Origin of the sequence: Pantoea sp. BS_8 (genome assembly GCF_041954965.1) — a bacterium.
Lineage (GTDB): Bacteria > Pseudomonadota > Gammaproteobacteria > Enterobacterales > Enterobacteriaceae > Pantoea > Pantoea stewartii.
The window spans coordinates 56,728-77,928 of sequence record NZ_JAVAXU010000003.1 but is presented as its reverse complement, the minus strand read 5'-3'; the positions used below and the strand labels follow the sequence as shown (position 1 = coordinate 77,928).

The following is a 21,201-nucleotide window of genomic DNA, read 5'->3' as shown; positions in this document are numbered from 1 at the left end:
CTTCAATACAAAGACAGGAAAGCCGTGGTGAAAATTCTCGTCGATGAAAATATGCCGTATGCCCGTGAACTCTTTAGTCGTACGGGCGATGTGGTCGCCGTACCTGGCCGACCGCTTCCTGAAGCCGAGCTGGCGGATGCCGATGGTCTGATGGTGCGTTCCGTCACCCAGGTCAACGCCGCGTTGTTGCAGGACAAACCCGTTAAGTTTGTCGGCACTGCCACGGCGGGCACGGATCATATTGACGAAGCGTGGCTGCAGCAGGCGGGCATCGCCTTCTCTGCGGCCCCCGGCTGTAACGCGATTGCGGTGGTTGAATACGTGTTTTCTGCCTTGCTGCTGCTGGCAGAGCGGGACGGTTTCCAGTTGCGCGATCGTACTGTTGGCATCGTGGGCGTGGGAAATGTGGGCGGACGCCTGCAGAAGCGGCTGGAAGCCTGGGGCGTAAAAACCCTGTTATGCGATCCCCCGCGCGCCGATCGGGGTGATTACGGCGAGTTTCTCTCGCTTGATGCGCTGGTGCAACAGGCCGATATTCTGACCTTTCACACGCCGCTGTTTAAATCCGGCCCCTATAAAAGCTGGCATCTGGCCGATGCCGCGCTGCTGATGGCCCTGAAACCGAAGACGATTTTGATTAACGCCTGCCGTGGCCCGGTGGTCGACAATGCCGCACTGCTTGAGGTGCTGAACCTGCGTCACGATCTGAGCGTGGTGCTGGACGTCTGGGAACCGGAGCCGGATCTCTCTCTCGCGTTGCTGGATCGGGTTGATATCGCCACGGCGCACATTGCCGGTTACACCCTTGAGGGCAAGGCGCGCGGCACCACCCAGGTGTTCGAAGCCTGGTGCGACTTTATTGGTCAGCCGCAGCAGGTGCCCCTGAGCAGCCTGTTGCCTACGCCAGAGTTCAGCCAGATCAGCCTGAATGGGCCGCTCGATCAGCCAACGCTGAAACGTCTTGTGCATCTGGTGTATGATGTGCGCCGCGATGATGCGCCCCTGCGAAAAGTGGCGGCAAAACCGGGTGAATTTGACCGCCTGCGCAAGCAGTATGAAGAGCGTCGCGAGTGGTCATCATTGCAGGTGAACTGCGATGAGGCCGCGACCGCAGAAATGCTCACTCAGTTGGGCTTTAACGCCGTATTATCCTCCACCTGATTGTCAGCCTGCGTAAAACGCGGGCACAGGTGTAGGGATAAATCTGAATCCCTGGGCGGTGACATCACCGCCTTCTGTTTTTATGTCATTGTCTGAGGTAAACCAACATGTCTGACGGCTGGAATATTGCGCTTCTTGGCGCAACAGGCGCAGTAGGGAACGCTGTACTGGAACTGCTGGCTCAACGCCAGTTCCCGGTTGGTGAATTGTATTTGCTGGCAAGCGATAACAGCGCCGGTGAAAGTAAACGTTTTGAAGGGCGCTCTCTGCGGGTTGAAAACGCCGCGGAGTTTGACTGGTCACAGGCGCAGCTGGCCTTCTTTGTTGCCGGTCGTGACGCCTCGGCCCGTTATGCGGAAGAGGCGGCGAGTGCGGGTTGCCTGGTTATCGACAGCAGTGAGCTGTTTGCCCTGTCGCCGGACGTACCGCTGGTGGTGCCGGATGTGAATCCGCAGGTGCTGGCCGATTACCGTAATCGCAATATCATCAGCGTGGCCGATAATCTGGTGAGCCAGCTGCTGACGGCTATCAAACCGCTGGTCGATGCCGCCGGTTTAGGCCGTTTGCAGGTCACCAATCTGATCTCCGTCTCCACGCACGGCAAAGTGGCTGTGGATGCGCTGGCCGGGGAGAGCGCCCGCCTGCTGAACGGCGTACCGGCGGATGACCACCATTTTGGTCGTCAGCTGGCTTTTAACCTGCTGCCACAACAGGCCGATGCAGAGGGCAGCGTGGAGAGCGAGCGTCGCCTGGTTGATCAGGTGCGTAAAGTGTTGCAGGACGACGGTTTGCCCGTGGCGGTCAGCAGCGTTCAGGCACCAGTGTTTTATGGCAATGCCCAGATCGTCCACATTGAAAATCTGCGCCCGCTGTCAGCAGACGAAGCCAGAGCAGAGCTGGCCCTGGCCGCCGATATTCGCCTGAGCGACGAAGAGGACGTTCCCACGCCGGTAACGGATGCCTCAGGTAGCGATGCGCTGAGTATCGGCAGTGTACGTAATGACTACGGTATTCCGGAGCTGTTGCAGTTCTGGTCCGTGGCGGACAACGTTCGTTTCGGTGGCGCGCTGATGGCGGTGAAAACCGCAGAGAAGCTGGTGCAGGAGTATATGTACTGATGTCGGAAGGTCAGACAAGAAAGCTGGCACTGGGCATTGAGTACGACGGCAGCCGATACTACGGCTGGCAACGGCAGCAGGAAGTGCGCAGCGTGCAGGAAAAGCTGGAGCGGGCGCTGTCGAAGGTCGCAGACCATCCGGTGAGCGTATTTTGCGCCGGGCGTACCGATGCTGGCGTGCACGGCACCGGACAGGTGGTGCATTTTGAGACCGTGGCGCAGCGAGCGGATGCCGCCTGGACATTGGGTGTCAATGCCAATCTGCCGGACGATATTGCTGTACGTTGGGTGAAAGCCGTGCCGGACGAGTTTCATGCACGGTTCAGCGCCACAGCCCGGCGTTACCGTTACCTGATTTACAACCAGCGCTTACGCCCGGCTATCCTGGGCAAGGGCGTGACGCACTTTTACTATCCGCTGGATGTGGAAAAGATGCAGCGCGCCGGGCAGAGCCTGCTGGGCGAGAACGATTTTACCTCATTTCGCGCCGTACAGTGCCAGTCGCGTACACCATGGCGCAACGTGATGCACCTGAACGTCAGTCGTCACGGGCCCTATGTCATTGTGGACATTAAAGCCAACGCTTTTGTGCACCATATGGTGCGCAACATTGTCGGTAGTCTGATGGAAATTGGCTGTGGTAATCAGCCAGAATCCTGGATGGCAGAACTACTGGCCGCCAAAGATCGCACGCTGGCGGCGGCCACGGCAAAAGCCGAAGGGCTTTATCTGGTGGCGGTGGATTATCCCGCGCACTTTGCTTTACCTCAGCCGCCGATGGGGCCGTTGTTCCTCGCGGATTAATCAACCTTAGCTAAAGGGATCGTTATGGAGTTCATCCATTTTGTGGTCGATTTTATTTTGCACATTGATGTGCATCTGGCCGAATTAGTCGCGCAGTATGGCATCTGGATTTACGCCATTTTGTTCCTGATTCTATTCTGCGAAACCGGCTTAGTGGTCACGCCGTTTTTGCCAGGCGACTCGCTGCTGTTTGTCGCGGGGGCACTGGCGGCATTGCCCGGTAACGATCTGAACGTCCACCTGATGGTCGCGCTGCTGGTTATCGCGGCGATCCTGGGTGATGCGGTGAACTACACCATCGGTAAACTGTTCGGTGAACGCCTGTTCAGCAACCCGAACTCGAAAATTTTCCGCCGCAGCTATCTGGATAAAACCCATGCGTTTTATGCCCGTCATGGTGGAAAAACCATTATTCTTGCCCGTTTCGTGCCGATTGTGCGTACCTTTGCCCCTTTTGTCGCCGGCATGGGCCACATGTCCTATCGGCATTTTGCCCTGTTTAACGTTACCGGTGCGCTGGCATGGGTGCTGCTGTTTTCGTATGCAGGCTATCTGTTTGGCGATTTGCCAGTGGTGCAGGAAAATCTTAAGCTGCTCATCCTGGGCATTATCGTGGTATCGGTTCTGCCGGGCATTATCGAAATCTGGCGTCATCGCCGCCAGGCTAAGCAGCAAAATTAACCCTGAGCAGGCTTACCGCTCAGGGGTAAGACCAGATTTTTATCCACAGTCTTAACTGGTTGTGGTTTAATGAGCGACATTTACCGTCTGCTGAAGCGGTTTTCAGCAGCATCAAGACGACTGGACCAGGTCAGTTTTTAACAGAAAGGTCATCAATGAGCTGGATTGAACGCATTCTTAATAAAAGCAATATTACGCCTGCACGTCGTGCCAACATTCCGGAAGGAGTGTGGACGAAATGCGACAGCTGTGGCCAGGTACTTTACCGTGCCGAGCTGGAGCGTAATCTTGAGGTCTGCCCGAAGTGCGACCACCACATGCGCATGCACGCCCGTGAGCGTCTGGCGAGCCTGCTCGATCAGGGCACGCTGGTTGAACTGGGCAGTGAGCTGGAACCCAAAGATCTGCTGAAGTTCAGGGATTCCAAAAAGTACAAAGATCGTCTGGTTGCGGCACAAAAAGCGACAGATGAAAAAGATGCGCTGATCGTCATGAAAGGCCAACTGCACGGTATGCCGGTTGTCGCGGCAGCCTTTGAGTTCGCGTTTATGGGCGGTTCAATGGGCTCTGTTGTCGGGGCGCGTTTTGTTCGCGCGGTCGAGCAGGCGCTGGAAGACAACTGTCCGCTTATCTGCTTCTCCGCCAGCGGCGGTGCCCGTATGCAGGAAGCGTTAATGTCACTGATGCAGATGGCGAAAACTTCTGCGGCGCTGGCGAAAATGCAGGAACGCGGTCTGCCGTATATTTCGGTGCTGACTGACCCAACCATGGGCGGTGTTTCCGCCAGCTTCGCGATGCTGGGCGATCTGAACGTGGCCGAACCGAAAGCGCTGATTGGCTTTGCGGGTCCACGCGTTATTGAGCAGACCGTGCGTGAAAAACTGCCACCGGGCTTCCAGCGAAGTGAATTTCTGATTGAAAAAGGCGCGATTGACATGATCATTCGTCGTCCGGAAATGCGCTTTAAACTGGCAAGTCTGCTGGCAAAAATGATGAACCTGCCGGCACCGTTGCACGATGGTGAAGAGTTCGCACCTGCGACGTCCCACCCGGAGAGTAACGAGGCCTGACAGGAGACAGAAGGCGCGCCGGTCGCGCCTTCCACCCATGCACCCTATACCTTGTTGCTTTCACCAGGTATAAATTTGCAAAACGGGACATATGGACAATCTTCACCTCCCTCAAGCCACGTCGCCTTTGGCCACGTGGCTTTATTATCTTGAGCACCTCCACACTCAGGCAATTGAACTGGGCCTGGACCGTATTCGCCAGGTGGCGCAACGTCTGGACCTGCTGAAGCCTGCCCCTTTTGTTTTCACCGTTGCCGGTACCAATGGTAAAGGCACTACCTGTCGGACGCTTGAAACCCTGTTGATGGCCGCGGGCTATCGCGTGGGCGTTTACAGCTCGCCGCATCTGGTGCGTTATACGGAGCGTGTCCGGGTGCAGGGACAGGAGCTGAGTGAAGCGCAACACAGCGCCAGTTTCGCTGATATTGAAGCGGGACGCGGTACTATCTCCCTGACCTATTTTGAATTCGGCACGCTGTCGGCGCTTAACCTGTTTCAGCAGGCGAAGCTTGACGTGGTCATTCTGGAAGTCGGGCTGGGTGGGCGGCTGGACGCAACGAATATTGTGGATGCCGATGTCGCGGTAGTGACCAGTATTGCGCTGGACCATACCGACTGGCTTGGCCCGGATCGCGACAGCATTGGTCGGGAAAAAGCGGGCGTATTCCGTCAGGGTAAACCTGCGGTGGTGGGTGAGCCTGCTATGCCGGTGACGATTGCCGATGTCGCCAGGGAAAAGGGCGCTCAGCTCATTCAGCTTGGCCGTGACTGGCACTATCATGCGCAGGCAGAAAGCTGGTCTCTGCGCGATGCGCACGGTGAACTGAGCGATCTACCGCTGCCGCAGGTGCCCCTGCCGAATGCGGCAACGGCGCTGGTGGCGCTGCGTGCCTCGGGGCTCAACGTCAGCGACGCACATATCCGTGCCAGCCTGCCGCTGGCGGTGTTACCCGGGCGCTTTCAGACCGTCAGTGAGTCGCCTCGCGTGATTCTGGATGTAGCGCATAACCCGCATGCAGCAGGCTACCTGGCATCGCGCCTGGCTGCCTTGCCGACGCGGGGGCACGTTCACGCCGTGGTCGGGATGCTGCATGATAAAGATATCGCCGGGACGCTGTCCGCGCTGGCTCCGCAGGTCGACTTCTGGTACTGCGCGCCGCTGTCCGGCCCGCGCGGTGCCAGTGCAGAACAACTCATGGCACACGTAACGTCTGCCCGGGCATTCGCAGATGTCGAACAGGCCTGGCAACAGGCGCGGCGGCAGGCTGAACCGCAGGACATCATCCTGGTATGCGGCTCTTTCCTGACCGTCGCGCAGGTGATGGAATCGATTGAAACGGAGAGAGGACGTGGCGAGTAAGTTTCAAAACCGTTTAGTCGGTACCGTTATTCTGGTGGCCATCGGCGTGATTGTGTTGCCGGGGCTGCTGGATGGTAAGAAAAAACACTATAAAGAAGAGTTTGCGGCGATTCCACTGGTCCCGAAACCGGACGACCAGCAGGACAGCGAAATGGTGCCGCCGGTCACCCAGTCGCTGCCAGCCCATCCGCCTGCCGGCGCGGGCAGTGCGGTAAGTCATCCTGACGGGGGCAACTCACAGGCGCAAGAGGGCAGCACGCAGCCCGAGCAAAACAGTGCGCCGAGTGTCGTATCACCGCCGCCTGTACATTCGACGACAGCGAAAGAAAAACCAGCTGAGACGACAAAACCGAAACATACCGAGCAGGCTAAACCGAAGCCGGTAGAACAGACGCAGAGCAAACCGGTCGAGAAAACCAAACCGGTTGAGCAAGCGAAGCCCGTTGAAAAAACCAGGCCGGCCGAGCAGGCAGCGCGCACCGAGGAAGCGGCCCCGGCAGAGCAACCGAAAGAGACGCAACCCTCGGGACAGGCGTATGTTGTCCAGTTGGGCGCGCTGAAGAACGCCAGCAAGGTCAACGAGATTGTCGCGAAGCTGCGCCTGTCGGGTTACCGGGCCTATACGGTGCCGTCAACGCCGGTGCAGGGACAAATCACCCGCATTTATGTGGGACCGGATGCGTCTAAAGCGAAAATGCAGGCGGCAGTGGGCGAGCTGAAAAACGTCTCGGGTCTAAGCGGCGTGGTTAAACCCTACAGCGCGCGTTAAACCCGCGATTGGCGCTGCCGATAAGAATAACAGGCAGCGACAATCAGCTCTGGCTAAGCGGGGCGGGCAACGGTTAGCCTGGCTTTTCAAGGGGTTAACCGGATAACAATCTCACAGGCGAAGTTCGTTTTTTTCTTCGCCTTTTTTATGGATGCAGAACCTGAAAACCCCTACGCAAACGTTTTCTTTTTCTGTTAGAATGCGCCCCGAACTGGATGCAGGGGTGCAATGGCACTGGCGCTGGAAGAGTTCATGATCTGGATTGATTACGTCATTATTGCGGTAGTTGGTTTTTCGGCTTTGGTCAGCCTGGTTCGAGGGTTTGTCCGCGAAGCCTTATCTCTTGTTACCTGGGGATGCGCGTTTTTTGTCGCCAGTCATTACTATGCCTACCTTGCTGTCTGGTTTACAGGTTTTGACGACGAACTGGTTCGGAACGGAATCGCCATTGCGGTGCTGTTCATTGCGACCCTGATTGTGGGGGCGATAGTGAACTACGTTATCGGCTCGCTGGTAGAAAAAACCGGCCTGTCGGGAACCGATCGGGTATTAGGCGTTTGTTTCGGGGCCTTGCGTGGTGTGCTTATTGTAGCCGCTTTGCTGTTCTTCCTGGATACATTCACGGGTTTTTCAAAAAGCCCGGACTGGCAGCAGTCTCAACTTATTCCCGAGTTCAGTTCTATAATCAGGTGGTTTTTTGACTACCTGAAAAGCACGTCGAGTTTTTTGCCCCGGTGAGACCATCGGGCGTACGGCTTAATGAGGAAATGACAACATGTGCGGTATTGTCGGTATCACCGGTTTCATGCCGGTAAACCAGTCGATCTATGACGCGTTAACGGTGCTCCAGCATCGTGGGCAGGATGCCGCAGGCATTTGTACGATTGATGCGCTCAACTGCTTTCGCCTGCGTAAGGCCAACGGCCTGGTCAGCGATGTTTTCGAAGCCCGTCATATGCAGCGTTTACAAGGCAACATGGGGATTGGTCATGCACGCTATCCTACAGCGGGCAGCTCCAGCGCTTCTGAAGCGCAACCGTTCTACGTCAACTCGCCGTACGGGATTTCTCTTGCACACAACGGTAACCTGACCAACGCACATGAACTGCGTAAGCAGCTGTTCGAAAAAGGCCGCCGTCATGTGAACACCACGTCAGACTCAGAGATCCTGCTGAATATCTTCGCGCAGGAACTGGATCGTTTTCAGCACTATCCGCTGGAAGCCGACAACATTTTTGCCGCTATCGCCGCCGTGCATCAGCAGGTTCGCGGCGCGTATGCGGTGGTCTCGATGATTATCGGTCACGGCATGGTCGCCTTCCGCGATCCTAACGGGATTCGTCCGCTGGTGCTGGGCAAACGCGTCATTGCGGATGGCCGTACCGAGTATATGGTGGCCTCAGAGAGCGTCGCGCTGGATACACTGGGTTTTGAATTCATCCGTGACGTCGCGCCGGGTGAAGCGGTTTACATCACGGAGCAGGGCCAGCTTTCGACCCGCCAGTGTGCCGAGAACCCCAAAAACAATCCGTGCCTGTTCGAATACGTCTATTTTGCCCGACCGGACTCCTTCCTGGACAAAATTTCGGTCTACAGCGCGCGCGTCCGCATGGGCACCAAGCTGGGCCAGAAAATTGCCCGTGAATGGGAAGATCTGGATATCGATGTGGTGATTCCGATTCCGGAAACCTCCATGGATACGGCACTGGAAATCGCCCGCATCCTTGATAAGCCTTACCGCCAAGGATTTGTGAAAAACCGCTATGTCGGTCGTACCTTTATCATGCCGGGTCAGCAGCTGCGCCGCAGCGCCGTGCGCCGCAAACTCAATGCTAACCGCGCCGAATTCCGCGATAAAAACGTCTTGCTGATCGATGACTCTATCGTGCGTGGCACCACGTCTGAGCAGATTATTGAAATGGCACGCGAAGCAGGGGCTAAAAAGGTTTATCTCGCCTCTGCGGCTCCGGAAGTGCGCTTCCCTAACGTCTACGGCATTGATATGCCGAGCGCCACTGAGCTGATTGCCCATGGCCGCGAAGTCGAAGAGATTCGTCAGATTATCAAAGCAGATGCGCTGATTTTCCAGGATCTCAATGACCTCATCGAAGCCGTACGCGAAGAGAATCCCGATATCGTTCAGTTCGAGTGCTCCGTTTTTAACGGGGTTTACGTTACTAAAGATGTGGATCAGGGCTACCTTGAATATCTGGAATCCCTGCGTAACGACGACGCGAAAGCCATTGCGCGGCAGAACGAAGTCGAAAATCTTGAACTGCATAACGAAGGCTAATCAGGCCTGATGCAAAAAAAGAGGGCGGGACTTATCCCGCCCTCTGTGTTTTTTGTCGCGCTGCGCTATTATGGTGCACTTTGCCACTGCAAGGTTGAACGATGAAACGACTCATTATTGGTATTTCCGGCGCAAGCGGTGTGATTTACGGCGTGCGGTTACTGCAGGTCTTGCAGCAGGTCAGCGACGTGGAAACCCATCTGGTCATCAGTCACGCGGCGCGTCAGACGCTGAGCCTGGAAAGTGACTACAGTCTGCGCGATGTTCAGGCGCTGGCCGATGTGGTTCATGATGTGCGCGACATTGCCGCCAGCATTTCCTCCGGGTCGTTTAAAACCCTGGGCATGGTGATTTTACCGTGTTCAATGAAAACCCTGTCGGGCATTGTGCACAGCTACAGCGATTCCCTGCTGACGCGCGCGGCGGACGTGGTGCTTAAAGAGCAGCGCAAGCTGGTACTCTGCGTGCGTGAAACGCCGCTGCATATTGGCCACCTGCGGATGATGACGACTGCCGCTGAATTAGGGGCGATTATCATGCCGCCGGTACCGGCGTTTTATCATCGTCCGACAACAATTGACGAACTGGTCGATCAAACAATTAACCGGGTTATCGATCAGTTCGACATTGAACTGCCTCAGGATTTGTTTGTGCGCTGGCAAGGTGCATAAGGTTCAGCTTGTGCACTTATTTAGTGCAAAAGCGCGGGAGCGATCACTGTTCCTGCATTTGATGAACTAAAAGTTCACAACATCGCTTTTTCTCTGTGACTTCACTGATATATTCCTTTCACAAACCCAGCCTTTATGTGGCAAAAACGGCGGGCTGGGTGCGCGGCAGACCTGCATAACTGGCACGAAACGTGCACAGGTTACTGGCAGTGTTCGTTGCAAACACACATCATGCATCACATAACAATAATTTGCTGAGGGTAATCTATGAAGAAGCGTGTTCTGGCTCTTTCTTTAATGTTGGGCCTGTCCAGTGTGGCCAGCGTATTTGCAGCCGTACCGGTCTCGATTCGTGTCGGCACTGACCCAACATACCCGCCGTTTGAGTCAAAAAACGCGCAAGGACAGTTAGTCGGTTTTGATATCGATCTGGCTAACGAAATCTGTAAACGTATTCAGACCAAATGTACCTATGTGGAAAGCGACTTTGACGCGCTGATTCCGTCGCTGAAAGCTAAAAAAATCGACGCTATCATCTCCTCACTCTCTATCACCGCGAAACGTCAGGAAGAGATTGCTTTCTCTGACAAACTCTATGCGGCCAACGCCCGTTTAGTCGCGCCTAAAGGTTCGAAAATTCTGCCGACGGTTGAATCGCTGAAAGGCAAAAACGTCGGTGTGCTGCAAGGCACCACGCAGGAAACCTATGCTAACCAGTACTGGCGTCCAAAAGGTGTGACCGTCACGCCTTATGCGAACCAGGATCTGGTGTACCAGGATCTGACTGCGGGCCGTATTGATGCCGCATTCCAGGATGAAGTGCAGGCGGCTGAAGGCTTCCTGAAGCAGCCTGTCGGTAAAGACTACGCTTTTGCCGGTCCGGCCGTGAAAGATGACAAGATTTTTGGCGTCGGTACCGGTATAGGATTACGTAAAGATGACACCGAGCTGAAAGCGGCCATTGATAAAGCGTTTGAATCCATGCGCAAAGACGGTACGTACGACAAAATTGCGAAGAAATACTTTAATTTCAACGTGTACGGTGACTAACCTGTCGACTTTGCCTCTGGTAATCACCTGACCGGATAACGCCTGGTTGCCCTGGCCGCACTGGCCCCGGCAACCTCTGCGTTGTGGTTGATGCCTTACCAGAAGCAACGCTGCCCGCCCACGTGGCGGGTTCAGCGCCGTTTCCACCCCACGACAGGATCTTTTCCATGTTGTATGGCTATTCTGATGTCATTTTAAAAGGCACGTTGGTCACGCTGGAGCTGGCACTGAGTTCCGTGCTGCTGGCGGTGATTCTCGGGCTGATTGGCGCAGGCGCGAAGCTGTCACGTCATCGCCTGCTGTCGCTTATTTTTGAGGGCTACACGACGCTGATTCGTGGCGTGCCCGATCTCGTCCTGATGCTCCTGATCTTCTACGGTCTGCAGATAGTGCTGAACCACATCACCGATGCGCTGGGTCTGGCGCAGTTCGATATCGATCCTATGGTCGCGGGCATTATCACCCTGGGCTTCATCTACGGGGCCTATTTTACCGAGACGTTTCGCGGGGCCTTCATGGCCGTGCCCAAAGGGCAAATTGAAGCCGCGACCGCGTTTGGTTTTACCGGTTCCCAGGTTTTCCGTCGCATCCTCTTTCCGGCGATGATGCGTTATGCGCTGCCCGGGATTGGTAATAACTGGCAGGTGATCCTGAAAGCGACCGCGCTGGTCTCGCTGCTGGGGCTGGAAGATGTGGTTAAAGCCACGCAGCTGGCGGGCAAGAGCACCTGGCAGCCGTTTTATTTCGCCATCGTCGCGGGTGTGATCTATCTGGTGTTTACCACGCTGTCTAACGGCGTGCTGTGGTGGCTCAATCGCCGCTACACGGTTGGCGTGAAGAGGGCAGAGCTATGATTGAGATTATCCACGAGTACTGGAAATCACTGCTCTGGACTGACGGTTACCGCTTCACCGGCGTGGCGATTACGCTATGGCTGCTGATTGTTTCGGTGGTGCTGGGCGGCTGTATGGCGGTACTGCTGGCGATTGCACGCGTGTCGCCGAATCGCTTTATCAGCCTGCCGGTCTGGCTCTTTACCTATGTTTTTCGCGGTACGCCGCTGTATGTTCAACTGCTGGTATTCTATTCCGGCATGTATACGCTGGAGATCGTGAAAGGCACCGAGTTGCTGAATGCGTTTTTCCGCAGCGGACTGAACTGTACCTTACTGGCGTTTACCCTGAATACCTGCGCCTATACGACGGAGATTTTCGCCGGTGCGATTCGTGCTGTGCCTCACGGGGAAATTGAAGCCGCGCGCGCGTATGGTTTTTCAACGTTTAAACTGTATCGCTGCATTATTTTGCCTTCTGCGCTGCGCACCGCCTTGCCGGTTTACAGCAATGAGGTGATATTGATGCTGCACTCGACCGCGCTGGCCTTTACGGCAACCGTGCCTGATTTGCTCAAAATCGCCCGGGACATCAACGCGGCAACGTATCAGCCCTTTACCGCGTTTGGCATTGCGGCCGTCCTGTACCTGATTATTTCCTACACACTGATTAGCCTGTTCCGCCTGGCGGAGCGTCGCTGGCTGGCCCATGTGAAACCTTCTTCATCGCATTGAGTAAGACTATGGCTGATAACAAATTAAGCGTCACCGAACTGCATAAACGTTACGGTGAACATGAAGTATTAAAAGGCGTGTCTTTACATGCTAATGCGGGCGATGTCATCAGTATTATTGGATCGTCCGGCTCAGGGAAAAGTACCTTTTTGCGCTGTATTAACTTCCTCGAAAAACCGAGCGAAGGCACCATTACGGTCAATAACACCGCCATTTCGCTGGTCCGTGATACCGACGGTCAGCTAAAGGTGGCCGACAAAGAGCAGTTGCGCCTGCTGCGCACCCGCCTGACGATGGTGTTTCAGCACTTTAATTTGTGGAGCCACATGACGGTGCTGGAGAATGTCATGGAAGCGCCGATTCAGGTGCTGGGCCTGAGCAAAGCCCAGGCGCGCGAACGCGCTGTCACCTATCTGAATAAAGTCGGCATTGATGAGCGGGCGCAGTCAAAGTATCCGGTGCATCTGTCAGGCGGCCAGCAGCAACGTGTGTCGATTGCCCGCGCGCTGGCGATGGAGCCCGAGGTGCTGTTGTTTGATGAGCCAACTTCTGCCCTTGACCCGGAACTGGTCGGGGAAGTGCTGCGCATCATGCAGAAGCTGGCCGAAGAGGGCAAAACCATGGTGGTGGTGACGCATGAAATGGAGTTTGCCCGTCACGTTTCCAGCCATGTGATTTTCCTGCATCAGGGTAAGATTGAAGAGCAGGGGCCGCCGACAGAGTTGTTCGGCAATCCCAAAAGCCCGCGCCTTCAGCAGTTCCTGAAAGGTTCTCTTAAGTAAGCCGATCCGCGCCTGTTGAGCCATCGCTTAACAGGCGCGTGGCGGTAGATTCGTCCGTGACCAGACCCGAGATCCAGCCGCCTGTTAATGCCGCCCGAATGGCGGCAAATTTGCGCTCGCCGCCTGCAAAACCGATGATCGGACGCGTTGTCCGGCTTTCCAGCGTGACGCTGGTGAGCAGCGCATCGGTCTCGCCCATCACACGTTCACCCTGTTGATTGAAAAAGTGGCCAAGCATTTCGCCAACGACGCCGCGCGCGTTGAGTGCCTGAACCTGGCTGTCGGTGATAAACCCTTCAGCATGGAGCGGACAGCCGGGTGTGACTTCGCCGATGCCGAGAAAGGTCATACTGGCCTGTAACGCCCGGCTGACCACGCGTTGATAGACCTGATGCTGGCACCACATCTGTTTATCTTCCGGACTGTCGGCATACAGCGGCGCAGGGATAAAGAAATACTTGCCCTGCATTTTTTCAGACAGCTTGAGCGGCACGTCATAGCGGGTGCCGGAGTCGTCTCGCGCAATAGCACCAATCATGGAAACGCACTGGTGCTGGGGCCGCTCCACCCAGGGCAGGGCATCAATAATCGCCCGCAGAGTTTTACCCGAACCGATACCAAACACCTGCGGCTGGTCATCGTTGATAAACTGCGACATAACCTCTGCGCCTTCGACCGCCAGCATTTGCTGAATCGCGTGGTCATCCAGCCCGGCAGAAGGGACGACACGACAGTGCTGCAGGCCAAAGGCTTCCTGCACCGCGTGTGCCAGGCGCAGGCAGTGCGTGACAGGATGGTCAATCTTGACGCTGACCATACCCATTTCGCGTGCGCCTGAAATCAGGCGCTGGGCAACCTGCCTGGAGAGTCCCAGCGCCCGGGCAATCTCTTGCTGTGTTAACCCGGCCACGTAATACATCCAGGCGGCTCGTGCAGCCAGTTCCTGCTTTTTCTCTTCTTTGTTCATCACGGCATTCCCTTCTCAGCGAATCGCTAGTTTATCGCGTATAGCCGGCAAAAACCTATCAGGGCAAAAGCTCAGATATCGGGCAATTGCTTTTATCGTGAGATCTGTCACAGATAATACTCGTAACCTCTAATTAACATACAGCGTTCGGGCAATTGCCCTCTGTTATGACAAATGCTTATTGAGGTGACTATGACAACATCCGTGTGGATGCATATTGGGGCAGGCTCTTTTCATCGCGCTCATCAGGCATGGTATCTGCACCGGCTGATGCAGCAAGGGGACAGTCGGTGGCACATTGCGCTGGGGAACATCCGTGAGGATGCGTCACCGCTGTTGACCCAGTTGGCTGCGCAGCACGGCGAGTATGTGCTGGAAACGGTCACGCCGCAGGGCGAACGCGACTATGAAACGATTACCTCGATTCGCAAGATTCTGCCCTGGGATAACGCGCTTCGCGCCCTGGTGCATCAGGGCGCCGATCCTGCCACCCGGATCCTTTCTTTTACCGTGACGGAAGCCGGTTACTACCTGACGACGGAACATGCGCTGGATCTACAGCAGCCCGATATTCGCGCGGATCTGCAGGGCGAGGCGCGCACCCTTTACGGTGCGCTGGCGCGGATCCTGGCGGCGCGCGTCGCGAACGGCGGCGGCCCCGTTACCTTGCTGAACTGCGATAATCTGCGCCATAACGGTGAGCGTTTCCGCCAGGGCTTTTTGGCGTTTCTTAACGCACAAGGGAACGAGGCGCTGGCTGACTGGGTGCGGACTCACACCACCTCGCCGAATACCATGGTGGACAGGATCACACCGCGTCCTACGGCGGATATTGCCGGACGTGTGCTGGCGGCCACGGGTAAAGATGACGCGGTGCCGGTGATGGCGGAATCCTTTATCCAGTGGGTGATTGAGGATGACTTTATTGCCGGGCGTCCGGCGCTGGAGCAGGTCGGCGTTGAGCTGGTGGAGTCGGTGTTGCCCTGGGAAGAAGCCAAGATCCGCATCCTCAACGCCACTCATAGCGCGATTGCCTGGGCGGGCACGCTGATCGGCTTGCGCTACATCGACGAAAGTACCCGGCAGAAAGCGATTCATCAGATGGCCCGGGAGTATGTCTCGCAGGATGTCATCCCGTCGTTGTCTCCCAGCCCTTTAAATCTGGCTGAATACCGCGATGTCGTACTGTCGCGCTTCAGTAACCCCTGGATCAAAGACACCAACCAGCGTGTGGCGGCGGATGGCCTGTCGAAAATCCCGGCGATGGTCACGCCCACTTTGCAGGCGTGCTATCAGCGCGGAACGCCACCTGCGGCCAGCGTGGTGTTACCGGCCCTGTTTTATCTGTTTTTGCAGCGCTGGGCGCAGGGCGAACTGCCTTACGACTATCAGGATGGTGTTCTGCAACCCGACGTGATTCAGCAGTGGTTCACCCAGCCCGATCCGTTGCGGACCTATATGACGCAGCCTTCCCTGTTTGGGGCGCTGGCGACTTCCGCCGATTTTCATGCACGCCTCACCGCTACCGTGGCCGGGCTCACGACATGGCTGGCCCAGCCGGAACAGAAACTGGCTGTGGCATAGGGGAACGACATGTACCTGGGTATCGATATTGGCACATCCGAGCTGAAAGCGCTGATTCTGAATGCGCAGGGCGACATTGTGGCATCTGAACATGCCACCTTGCAGGTGCAGCGGCCGCATCCGCACTGGGCAGAGCAGCATCCGCATGACTGGTGGCACGCCTGCCAACAGGTGATGGCGCGTCTGCGTCAGCAGGCGCCTCAGGCCTGGTCGGCTGTCACGGCGATAGGCCTGTCCGGCCAGATGCACGGTGCGGTGCTGCTGGATGAACAGGGCGACATTTTGCGGCCCTGTATTTTGTGGAACGACACGCGCAGCGCGGCGGAATGTAACTGGCTACATCAGCACCATCCCGAGATGATGCAAATCAGCGGCAACATGATCATGCCGGGCTTTACGGCACCCAAACTGCGCTGGGTTGCGCAGCACGAGCCCGCCTGCTTTAGCCGCATCAGCAAAGTGTTGTTGCCGAAAGATTACCTGCGCTGGCGGTTAACCGGACGGTGGGTGACGGATCCCTCCGATGCCGCCGGGACATTATGGCTGGACGTGGCGACGCGCGACTGGTCAGACGCGCTACTGGCCGCGACAGGGCTGCGTCGCGAGCAGCTGCCTGAAATCGTGGAGGGCAATGCGGTCAGCGGCACGTTGCGACCTGACCTTGCCCGCGAATGGGGCCTGTCGACAGCGGTGATCGTTGCCGGCGGCGGTGGCGATAACGCTACGTCAGCGGTCGGCGTCGGTGCCATTCACCCTGGCGATGCGTTTATTTCCCTTGGAACCTCCGGCGTGATTTTTGTGGTCAACGATCGGCTACGGGCCGATCCGCAGTCCGGTGTGCATGCGTTCTGCCATGCGCTGCCTGGTCGCTGGCACCAGATGAGCGTCATGCTCAGTGCTGCAAGCTGCCTGCGCTGGGTATGTCAGCTGCTGTCGGTCAGTGAAAATCAACTGCTTGAGGACGTGGCTGAGCTGAGCCCAACACAGAAACAGCGGGCCCCACTTTTCCTGCCCTATCTCTCTGGCGAGCGCACGCCGCATAACGACCCTGATGCCACGGGCGCGTTTTATGACCTGCGCCACGAAACTCAGCGCGCCCTCCTGGGGTACGCGGTGCTGGAAGGTGTCGTGTTTGGCCTGGCCGACGGTCTGGCCGTTCTGGGCGACGGACGGCAGGACATCACGCAGTTCAGCCTGACCGGTGGCGGCGCGCGCAGCAGCCTGTGGGCGCAGCTGATTGCCGATGTGCTGGACTCTCCGGTGGTGACGCATCCGGCCAGCGCGTCCGGCGCGCTGGGCGCGGCGCGACTGGCCTGGCTGGCGACGGGCGGGGATGAAGCGACCGTGTGCCGCAAACCGTCCGTGCAGGCGCGCTATCTGCCGGACCCCGAATTTCGCGCGGTGCTGCAACAACGTCTGGCACGATTCCGCGCGCTATATCACCAACAAGTTCAGACCCGTTCACTGGCCTGATTAACCTGTAACCGAACAGAGAAGGACCATCGTTATGCATGCAACTGCGTACTGGTTTGGCTTGCCCAAACAGCTGATCTGGGGATTCGTCGCCATTGCGATTTTTATGGCAGGAGACGGTTTCGAAATGGCATTTCTGTCACGCCATATCACCGATATGGGCTTCACGCCGGGCCAGTCGGCGCTGGTGTTTACCTGTTACGGTTTAGCGGTCGCGCTGGCCGCCTGGGCCTCCGGCGTGGTGGCGGAACTGATTACGCCTCAGCGCGCCATGTTAATCGGTTTTGTCTTGTGGATTGTCATGCATGCCCTGTTCATGAGCCTGGGGCTGGGACTGCGTAATTATCCCCTTATGCTGCTGTTCTACGGCATTCGCGGCCTGGCTTATCCGCTGTTTATCTATTCTTTTATGATGCTGCTGGTCCAGGTGTTACCGCGTGAACGCCTCGCGGCGGCGACGGGCTGGTTCTGGGCAATGTATTCGGTAGGGATTGGTGTGGTCGGGAGCTATCTGCCCAGCCTGATTATTCCCTCTCTTGGTGAAACCGGGACATTATGGCTGGCGATTGCCTGGGTGGCCTGCGGTGGCGTACTGGCGTTTTTTAGCCTGCGCCATGTGCCGGTCGACCGCTCACGCGTGAACTTACCGATGCGCGAGAAAATGACGGAAATGTCCCGGGCGGTGACCATCCTGTTTACTAATCAGCATGTGTTTTACGCCTGCCTGATCCGCATTATTAATACGCTGTCGCTGTTTGGTTTTGCCATCATCATGCCGCTGCTGTTTGTGGATCGGCTGGGTTTCACCTTGTCGGAATGGTTACAAATCTGGGCGGTGTTTTTCTTTGTCACCATCTTCACCAATATCTTCTGGGGCATCATGGGCGAGCGGATTGGCTGGATCCGTCAGGTGCGCTGGTTTGGCTGTCTGGGCATGGCGCTCTCCAGTCTGGCATTCTACTATCTGCCCGTTTATGCCGGTCATAACTTCATGGTCGCCCTTATTCCGGCCGTCATGTTGGGGATTTTCGTCGCGGCGTTTGTGCCGATGACGGCCGTCTTTCCCACGCTGGAGCCGCATCATCAGGGCGCGGCGGTCTCGGTTTATAACCTGTCAGCGGGGATGAGCAATTTTGTCGCGCCGGCCATCGCCTCTATGCTGTTGCCGTTTTTTGATATCGTCGGGGTGGTGTGGGCTTATACCGGCTTGTATCTGTTTGCCGGGGTGCTGACGTTTATTATCCGTGTGCCGCAGCCTCATCATGGCGCGCAACGTACAGCGCGCAAGTCAGGGTCCGCAGTAACATCGCAATAGAAGAAGGGGAGCCACAGGCTCCCCCGGCATTACCCCTTAACCACGTCCTTTAAGGCATCATGCAGGTCATACCAGCGGAAGCGAAACCCTGCGGCCTCCAGCCGTTTAGGCAGCACATGTTGTCCACCGAGCACCAGCACCGAGGATTCGCCCATCATCAGCTTAATGGCGCTGGCGGGCGTGCGCATGAAAGCCGGGCGGTGCATGACCTCGCCCAGCGTGGCGGCAAACTGCTCGTTGCGCACCGCATAGGGCGCGACCATGTTATACGGGCCCTGGCAGTCGTCATGATCCAGAAGCCACAGGATGCCGTTGACCATGTCATCGATGTGGATCCACGGCATATACTGTTTACCGCTGCCGAGCGGGCCACCGACGCCGAGCCTGAACGGCAGTTTCATTTTGCTCAGGGCGCCGCCCTCACGCGCCAGCACCACGCCGGTGCGCAGCAGGCAGACGCGCGTCCGGTCCCTTTGTGCCGTCAGTGCCAGCTGTTCCCAACGGGCACAGAGCGTATGCGTAAATTCATTCTGGCCGGGATCCTCTTCGGTCAGGACTACTTCACCACTGTTGCCGTAAAAGCCGGTCGCCGACCCCGAAATCAACACGCGCGGCGGCGTGGTGCTGGCATTGATGAGTGAGGCAATACGTTCTGTGATTTGCCAGCGGCTCTCGCACAGTTGCTGCTTATGCGGCTCGGTCCAGCGTTTATCGGCAATCGGTTCACCGGCCAGGTTGATCACGGCATCCACCCCATCCAGCGAATGCTGCTGTGCGAGGCCAGACCAGAAGGCGATATTTTCGCCCAGCGTTTCCCGTGCGGCTACGACATCGCGGGTCACCACGCTGATCGTGTGACCACGCGCCTGTAACTGCGGAATAAGATGGCGGCCAATAAGCCCGGTTCCACCGGTCATTAAGATATGCATAGTGCGGCTCCGTCTGATTTTTTATTTTTTGCTTACTTCATCATAGAAGAGTCGTTCCCGGCTGGCGTGAGCCGCTTCGTAATTTCGTGCGGTGGCGGCAAACATCGGACCAGCACCGGGTTGTTTTCAGAAATAAAAATCGGTAAACATGATGCACCCCTGTCAGCGATATCGAGGTAGCAGATGAATTACCCCTCCATTACCCTGTGGTCAGATTCATCGTTTTTCAGTCCTTATGTGATGTCGGTTTACGTTGCGCTGACGGAAAAGGGGATCCCTTTTAGCGTCAGGCGCATTGATTTATCCCAAAACCAGCAGCTTGACGACACCTACCGTAGCCTGTCACTGACCTGCCGTGTGCCAACGTTACAGGTTGATGAGTTTATGCTGAGTGAGTCCTCAGCCATTTGTGAATACCTTGAAGAGCGCTTTGCCGCGCCAGAATTTGAACGGCTCTATCCTAAAGATCGCGAGAAACGCGCGCGCGCCCGGGAGATTCAGGCCTGGCTACGCAGTGATTTGCTGCCGATCAGACAGGAGCGTCCCACAGAAGTGCTGTTCGCCGCAGAGCGCTTTGCGCCGCTTACGCCCGCTGCGCTTCAGGCGGCCGATAAGCTGATAAGTGCCGTACAGCGGCTGTTACCGGAAGGGCAGCAAAACCTTTTTGGTGAGTGGTCGATTGCAGATACCGATTTGGCTGTCATGCTTAATCGACTGGCGCTTCACGGTGATCCCCTGCCAACCCGTTTACAGCATTATGCTGAGTTTCAGTGGCAGCGTGCATCGGTGCAGTTGTGGTTGACGGAGAGCGGTAAACATCGCTAGCGATCGGCGCTTGCTCAAGTTGTCATAAGTGATTACCTTACGACACACTATGATATAGATGTGGCAAACAGCGCGTGCATGAAGACACGCTAAACAGGAAAGGGTTACGGATGGTGGATCAAACTGCTGGTGGCGAGATCGAGTGGGTCGATATCGTAAGCGAAGAGAATGAAGTCGTTGCGCAGGCTACGCGCGCGCAGATGCGTGCACAATGCTTACGTCACCGCGCGACCTATATCGTGGTTCACGATGGTATGGGGAAAATACTGGTTCAGCGCCGTACTGAAATCAAAGATTTTATGCCGGGTAAACTGGATGCGACGGCAGGCGGCGTGGTGCAGAGCGGTGAGGATATGCTGGAATCTGCCCGACGTGAAGCGGAAGAAGAGCTGGGTATTGCCGACGTGCCCTTTGCGGAGCATGGCAAGTTCTATTTTGAAGATGAGCACTGCCGCGTCTGGGGCGGATTGTTCAGTTGCGTCTCTCACGGCCCGTTTGCGATGCAGGAAGAAGAGGTCGATGAAATCTTCTGGATGACGCCGGATGAAATCACCGCCCGTTGCGACGAGTTTACCGATGATTCACTCAAAGCGCTGTCGTTGTGGCTGAGCCGCAATAACGAAAACAGCAACTGAGTTTTCTGCTTTGCGAACGCCTTGCCGTTCGCAAAGCATCCTTCCTTCTTTTGCGGCAACGCGCTCCACAATACGATTGACGGCAGTCTTTTCCTGGCGGGCAGCGTCATTCTTCCTCGGGCGTCGGCTTTCGCTTTTCCGCCACCGC

At 56.6% G+C, this 21,201-nt stretch carries 21 protein-coding genes; 19 read left to right on the top strand and 2 right to left on the bottom strand.

The window, feature by feature from the left end; translation table 11 throughout:
- Positions 1-27: 27 nt before the first annotated feature.
- The 14 genes from pdxB (at position 28) to hisP (ending at position 13,325) form a co-directional block, all read left to right on the top strand.
- On the top strand, positions 28-1,161 hold the full coding sequence (gene pdxB, locus RAC65_RS09195; RefSeq protein WP_375096621.1) for a 4-phosphoerythronate dehydrogenase PdxB: 1,134 nt from the start codon (positions 28-30) through the stop codon (positions 1,159-1,161).
- Positions 1,162-1,268: 107 nt separating this feature from the next.
- Complete coding sequence (locus RAC65_RS09190) at positions 1,269-2,279, top strand: aspartate-semialdehyde dehydrogenase (RefSeq protein ID WP_039339710.1); 1,011 nt, start codon at positions 1,269-1,271, stop codon at positions 2,277-2,279.
- Positions 2,279-3,082 (top strand): tRNA pseudouridine(38-40) synthase TruA, encoded by an 804-nt coding sequence (gene truA, locus RAC65_RS09185; RefSeq protein ID WP_006120062.1) that lies wholly within the window; start codon positions 2,279-2,281, stop codon positions 3,080-3,082. Before RAC65_RS09190 ends, truA begins: the two co-directional genes overlap by 1 nt.
- Before the next feature lie 24 nt (positions 3,083-3,106).
- Positions 3,107-3,763 (top strand): DedA family protein, encoded by a 657-nt coding sequence (locus tag RAC65_RS09180; RefSeq protein ID WP_033740676.1) that lies wholly within the window; start codon positions 3,107-3,109, stop codon positions 3,761-3,763.
- A 155-nt stretch (positions 3,764-3,918) separates the two neighbouring features.
- Entirely contained in the window at positions 3,919-4,833 is a 915-nt protein-coding gene (accD, locus tag RAC65_RS09175; RefSeq protein WP_033740674.1) for an acetyl-CoA carboxylase, carboxyltransferase subunit beta, read from the top strand.
- Positions 4,834-4,924: 91 nt separating this feature from the next.
- Complete coding sequence (gene folC, locus RAC65_RS09170; RefSeq protein ID WP_375096620.1) at positions 4,925-6,193, top strand: bifunctional tetrahydrofolate synthase/dihydrofolate synthase; 1,269 nt, start codon at positions 4,925-4,927, stop codon at positions 6,191-6,193.
- Positions 6,183-6,962 (top strand): cell division protein DedD, encoded by a 780-nt coding sequence (gene dedD / locus RAC65_RS09165; RefSeq protein ID WP_033740672.1) that lies wholly within the window; start codon positions 6,183-6,185, stop codon positions 6,960-6,962. Before folC ends, dedD begins: the two co-directional genes overlap by 11 nt.
- A gap of 252 nt (positions 6,963-7,214) precedes the next feature.
- On the top strand, positions 7,215-7,700 hold the full coding sequence (gene cvpA, locus RAC65_RS09160) for a colicin V production protein (protein WP_026021019.1): 486 nt from the start codon (positions 7,215-7,217) through the stop codon (positions 7,698-7,700).
- A 37-nt stretch (positions 7,701-7,737) separates the two neighbouring features.
- The gene (gene purF, locus RAC65_RS09155) at positions 7,738-9,255 is read left to right on the top strand and encodes an amidophosphoribosyltransferase (protein ID WP_033740671.1); all 1,518 of its coding nucleotides are present in this window, start codon (positions 7,738-7,740) and stop codon (positions 9,253-9,255) included.
- Between the two features lie 101 nt (positions 9,256-9,356).
- Complete coding sequence (locus RAC65_RS09150) at positions 9,357-9,926, top strand: UbiX family flavin prenyltransferase (protein WP_006120055.1); 570 nt, start codon at positions 9,357-9,359, stop codon at positions 9,924-9,926.
- A 267-nt stretch (positions 9,927-10,193) separates the two neighbouring features.
- Positions 10,194-10,976, top strand: coding sequence for a lysine/arginine/ornithine ABC transporter substrate-binding protein ArgT (argT, locus tag RAC65_RS09145; RefSeq protein ID WP_039339706.1), 783 nt, complete (start codon positions 10,194-10,196; stop codon positions 10,974-10,976).
- A gap of 167 nt (positions 10,977-11,143) precedes the next feature.
- Positions 11,144-11,830, top strand: coding sequence for a histidine ABC transporter permease HisQ (locus RAC65_RS09140; RefSeq protein WP_033740669.1), 687 nt, complete (start codon positions 11,144-11,146; stop codon positions 11,828-11,830).
- On the top strand, positions 11,827-12,543 hold the full coding sequence (locus tag RAC65_RS09135) for an ABC transporter permease (protein WP_033740667.1): 717 nt from the start codon (positions 11,827-11,829) through the stop codon (positions 12,541-12,543). Before RAC65_RS09140 ends, RAC65_RS09135 begins: the two co-directional genes overlap by 4 nt.
- 8 nt (positions 12,544-12,551) lie before the next feature.
- Complete coding sequence (hisP, locus tag RAC65_RS09130) at positions 12,552-13,325, top strand: histidine ABC transporter ATP-binding protein HisP (RefSeq protein WP_033740666.1); 774 nt, start codon at positions 12,552-12,554, stop codon at positions 13,323-13,325.
- Here the strand turns inward: hisP and RAC65_RS09125 are convergent.
- A complete protein-coding gene (locus tag RAC65_RS09125) occupies positions 13,318-14,292 on the bottom strand; it encodes a sugar-binding transcriptional regulator (protein ID WP_006120048.1) in 975 nt (324 codons plus the stop codon). The two genes, hisP and RAC65_RS09125, sit on opposite strands and share 8 nt — an antisense overlap.
- 192 nt (positions 14,293-14,484) lie before the next feature.
- Between RAC65_RS09125 and dalD the strand changes: the two genes are divergently transcribed.
- From dalD to RAC65_RS09110, 3 genes are read left to right on the top strand one after another with little or no spacing between them, the layout of a single operon-like run.
- Positions 14,485-15,876, top strand: coding sequence for a D-arabinitol 4-dehydrogenase (gene dalD, locus RAC65_RS09120; RefSeq protein WP_375096619.1), 1,392 nt, complete (start codon positions 14,485-14,487; stop codon positions 15,874-15,876).
- 9 nt (positions 15,877-15,885) lie between these two features.
- Complete coding sequence (gene xylB / locus RAC65_RS09115) at positions 15,886-17,349, top strand: xylulokinase (RefSeq protein ID WP_375096618.1); 1,464 nt, start codon at positions 15,886-15,888, stop codon at positions 17,347-17,349.
- 34 nt (positions 17,350-17,383) lie between these two features.
- Complete coding sequence (locus tag RAC65_RS09110) at positions 17,384-18,664, top strand: MFS transporter (protein WP_033740658.1); 1,281 nt, start codon at positions 17,384-17,386, stop codon at positions 18,662-18,664.
- 29 nt (positions 18,665-18,693) lie between these two features.
- On the opposite strand, the gene RAC65_RS09105 is transcribed toward RAC65_RS09110, so the two are convergent.
- Positions 18,694-19,593: a TIGR01777 family oxidoreductase gene (locus RAC65_RS09105; protein ID WP_375096617.1), complete on the bottom strand. Its 900-nt coding sequence runs from the start codon at positions 19,591-19,593 to the stop codon at positions 18,694-18,696.
- 183 nt (positions 19,594-19,776) lie between these two features.
- Between RAC65_RS09105 and yfcF the strand changes: the two genes are divergently transcribed.
- Complete coding sequence (gene yfcF, locus RAC65_RS09100) at positions 19,777-20,418, top strand: glutathione transferase (protein ID WP_162286771.1); 642 nt, start codon at positions 19,777-19,779, stop codon at positions 20,416-20,418.
- A gap of 110 nt (positions 20,419-20,528) precedes the next feature.
- Complete coding sequence (gene yfcD, locus RAC65_RS09095) at positions 20,529-21,053, top strand: NUDIX hydrolase YfcD (protein WP_033740653.1); 525 nt, start codon at positions 20,529-20,531, stop codon at positions 21,051-21,053.
- The last annotated feature ends 148 nt before the right edge of the window (positions 21,054-21,201 follow it).

What these genes read in the sequence shown, in the direction of transcription:
- RAC65_RS09190 (WP_039339710.1), top strand. Translation starts at nt 1,269, where the DNA reads ATGTCTGACGGCTGGAATATTGCGCTTCTTGGCGCAACAGGCGCAGTA.
- truA (WP_006120062.1), top strand. Translation starts at nt 2,279, where the DNA reads ATGTCGGAAGGTCAGACAAGAAAGCTGGCACTGGGCATTGAGTACGAC.
- RAC65_RS09180 (WP_033740676.1), top strand. Translation starts at nt 3,107, where the DNA reads ATGGAGTTCATCCATTTTGTGGTCGATTTTATTTTGCACATTGATGTG.
- accD (WP_033740674.1), top strand. Translation starts at nt 3,919, where the DNA reads ATGAGCTGGATTGAACGCATTCTTAATAAAAGCAATATTACGCCTGCA.
- folC (WP_375096620.1), top strand. Translation starts at nt 4,925, where the DNA reads ATGGACAATCTTCACCTCCCTCAAGCCACGTCGCCTTTGGCCACGTGG.
- cvpA (WP_026021019.1), top strand. Translation starts at nt 7,215, where the DNA reads ATGATCTGGATTGATTACGTCATTATTGCGGTAGTTGGTTTTTCGGCT.
- purF (WP_033740671.1), top strand. Translation starts at nt 7,738, where the DNA reads ATGTGCGGTATTGTCGGTATCACCGGTTTCATGCCGGTAAACCAGTCG.
- RAC65_RS09150 (WP_006120055.1), top strand. Translation starts at nt 9,357, where the DNA reads ATGAAACGACTCATTATTGGTATTTCCGGCGCAAGCGGTGTGATTTAC.
- argT (WP_039339706.1), top strand. Translation starts at nt 10,194, where the DNA reads ATGAAGAAGCGTGTTCTGGCTCTTTCTTTAATGTTGGGCCTGTCCAGT.
- RAC65_RS09140 (WP_033740669.1), top strand. Translation starts at nt 11,144, where the DNA reads ATGTTGTATGGCTATTCTGATGTCATTTTAAAAGGCACGTTGGTCACG.
- RAC65_RS09135 (WP_033740667.1), top strand. Translation starts at nt 11,827, where the DNA reads ATGATTGAGATTATCCACGAGTACTGGAAATCACTGCTCTGGACTGAC.
- hisP (WP_033740666.1), top strand. Translation starts at nt 12,552, where the DNA reads ATGGCTGATAACAAATTAAGCGTCACCGAACTGCATAAACGTTACGGT.
- RAC65_RS09125 (WP_006120048.1), bottom strand. Translation starts at nt 14,292, where the DNA reads ATGAACAAAGAAGAGAAAAAGCAGGAACTGGCTGCACGAGCCGCCTGG.
- dalD (WP_375096619.1), top strand. Translation starts at nt 14,485, where the DNA reads ATGACAACATCCGTGTGGATGCATATTGGGGCAGGCTCTTTTCATCGC.
- xylB (WP_375096618.1), top strand. Translation starts at nt 15,886, where the DNA reads ATGTACCTGGGTATCGATATTGGCACATCCGAGCTGAAAGCGCTGATT.
- RAC65_RS09110 (WP_033740658.1), top strand. Translation starts at nt 17,384, where the DNA reads ATGCATGCAACTGCGTACTGGTTTGGCTTGCCCAAACAGCTGATCTGG.
- RAC65_RS09105 (WP_375096617.1), bottom strand. Translation starts at nt 19,593, where the DNA reads ATGCATATCTTAATGACCGGTGGAACCGGGCTTATTGGCCGCCATCTT.
- yfcF (WP_162286771.1), top strand. Translation starts at nt 19,777, where the DNA reads ATGAATTACCCCTCCATTACCCTGTGGTCAGATTCATCGTTTTTCAGT.
- yfcD (WP_033740653.1), top strand. Translation starts at nt 20,529, where the DNA reads ATGGTGGATCAAACTGCTGGTGGCGAGATCGAGTGGGTCGATATCGTA.